The organism is Amycolatopsis sp. NPDC051061 (genome assembly GCF_040682935.1).
Classification (GTDB): Bacteria; Actinomycetota; Actinomycetes; order Mycobacteriales; family Pseudonocardiaceae; genus Amycolatopsis.
The window spans coordinates 1-2,676 of record NZ_JBFBBZ010000127.1; the positions used below are offsets into that span (position 1 = coordinate 1).

2 protein-coding genes are annotated in these 2,676 nt (G+C 33.1%); both read right to left on the reverse strand.

The window, feature by feature from the left end; translation table 11 throughout:
* Window positions 1-509: 509 nt before the first annotated feature.
* The gene (locus AB0N03_RS52095; protein WP_300697143.1) at window positions 510-1,283 is read right to left on the reverse strand and encodes a type ISP restriction/modification enzyme; all 774 of its coding nucleotides are present in this window, start codon (window positions 1,281-1,283) and stop codon (window positions 510-512) included.
* Window positions 1,284-1,358: 75 nt separating this feature from the next.
* Window positions 1,359-2,534, reverse strand: coding sequence for a M20 family metallopeptidase (locus AB0N03_RS52100; RefSeq protein WP_364388946.1), 1,176 nt, complete (start codon window positions 2,532-2,534; stop codon window positions 1,359-1,361).
* Between the last annotated feature and the right edge of the window lie 142 nt (window positions 2,535-2,676).

A 2,676-nucleotide genomic window follows, 5' to 3' on the forward strand; every position in this document is an offset into this window, starting at 1 on the left:
GTGATAATAGCTAAGTTTTCTAAAGATACTAAGTCTGACTCAACTAATACTATTATTTTAGGTGCTTTTAGTATAGCTATAGTATTTATTTTATTCATTCTAACCACAGTAAGCAAATAAAATAAACATATATCTTATATGACCTCCAAAATTTAAACTTTTGGAGGTTTTTTATTATGATATTAAGTCAAGTTCTTAAATTCGGAATAGTAATGCATTAATCAAGATATAATCAGTTAGGACTTTTATACTATATTTGAAAAGTTTATCAATACTTGTATTTAGTTTAAAATTTTAAAAAAAGCAATTGAAGACAGTAAATATGAATCATTTTAAAGGTAAAAAAATTCCAATCAACTTTAACCAATTCACTTTCAAAATATCACCTCCATTTTTAAGAACTATTATATCAATAAACAGAAAAACAACCCCTGTAATATGAACTAAAGATTATAGGGGGTGTTTTAATGGTATTTCCTAGGGGCCATTATATAATTATAGACCCTATATTATTCTTGAATTTCAAATTCTGGTAATTCCTCAATTAATTCAAGGGTTCGCATACTTACTGTAATAACGGATAATAAGAGGTTCAAAATATATTTAGGATTATCACTAAATTCGTTAGGATCATCCGTTATTCCTGATTTTTTATCTGTTTTTACTTGATATTGATCAATAATCCATTCGATAGCTGGCCTTCCACTAACCACATACTCATAAGCTTTCTCTGGTATGTTCGAGATAGTTATTGAATTATTGAAAATAATAGTGTCTAAGGCTCCTTTTTTAGGATGTTTCATCTTAGTCACTTTATAATCATCAGAGCTAACTGACACCGTCACTCCAGGGTATGACACTTGTTTCTCGTAATTCAGATGCAGATTAGATAACTCCTTTCCAATCCGAATAAACGCTTCTTTATTTCGGACTAGCGGAATCCGCGCCAAGCTCTTTTTTAAATCATTGGCATACATATCCCGATATTCGGGTGAATGAAGCAAACCATACACATAATAAACAATGTCAGCCTTATCAATATCATAATTGCCTACTACATTGTCATATTTAACGTCAAGAAGCCCTGTCGTATCTTCCAAATTCTTCAAAAAACCTTTACCGGACGTAAGCAACGCATATTCTGGAACGTTATTTGTCATCAAGACAGAGAACTCGGAATTTGTGGACACATACAAAACCTTGTCATTAAGTGACATCGCAGTATCGTAGTTTGACGGACGGTGAATTAAATCTCGTCCATAATACAACCTTTTTCTGGACAGAGGATAGAAATATTTTTATAAGTTTATTAAATAACGAAGGAGCAACTTTAGCTACAAATCTTGCTATTTGTAAATCTACATTTTTTTATTGAAAAATAGATAGTTTATAGTTACAGTTGCAACTGCTTTAGCCGCGATTAAAATACTTTTCTCATTCATTTTAAATAAAGGGCTATGATGGGGATAATTTCCGCCGTCTTCAGGCTGTGCACCAATGTAAAAGAAAGTACTTGGTACAACTTGCCCATAATATGAAAAATCTTCAGAAGGATTTTGTGGTCCTAAATCGACTATATTATTGACTTCTGAAATATTCTGATCTTTTAAGCTGTCAACTACAAAGTGAGTGAGATTTTCTGAATTAAAGAGTACAGGATAGTTATCGTCATAATCTACAATCACTTCAACCCCAAAGGTTACTCCAACGCCTTTAGCAATTTGTTTCACTTGGTCTCGGATGACTTTTCTAGTTGTTTCTTTCATCATCCGAACATCCCCTTTTAACACTACTTTATCTTGTATAGCATTAAAACTTCCTGCTCCATCAAATGATCCAATAGTTACAGTACCCATGTCAAATGGATCTATTCTTCTTGAAATTACTGTTTGGAGTTCAGTTACAAAGTAACTAGCGGCTACTATTGCATCATTACTTAATTGTGGCATAGAAGCGTGACCTCCGTTTCCTTTGATTGTAATGGTGAAATTAGAACGTCCCGTTTGAGTTTCTTTATTATGATAGGCAATGACCCCTGTTTTAATTGTAGTCATCACATGAACCCCGATCATATTATCGACACCGTCAAGAGCTCCTGCTTTAATCATACCTTTGGCACCACCAGGAGATACTTCCTCTGCTGGTTGATGGACAATTCTAACTCTTCCCGGAAGTTCTTGTTTTATTTTTACTAGTTCTCTAGCAAGTACCATCAAATATGCAGTATGTGCATCGTGTCCACAGGCATGCATTACTCCTGGATTGACCGATTTAAAACTTAAATCATTATCTTCAAAAATAGCAAGAGCATCAAAGTCTGCTCTCAACGCAAGAGTTTTTCCGGATTTTCCACCTTCAATATCAACGATGATTCCAAATCCCTTTCCGATAAGTTTTGGTTCACAGTCAAGTTCTTTATAAAAGCCCATAATATACTTAAATGTTTCTTTTTCTTGAAAAGAAATTTCTGGGTATTGATGAAGATGACGCCTAATTTGAATCATTTCATTCTCATATTGTGTTAAGCTAGTCAACAAATTATTAAGTAGTTTCATATGATACCTCTAAACTTTCTACCCGAATTGCTAGTTAATTTCATTGGAAAATAAATAAGTCGTGCTATCCTAATCTTAAAGCACTAAGCATTAGAAAGCTCACGACTTATATGACTTATAA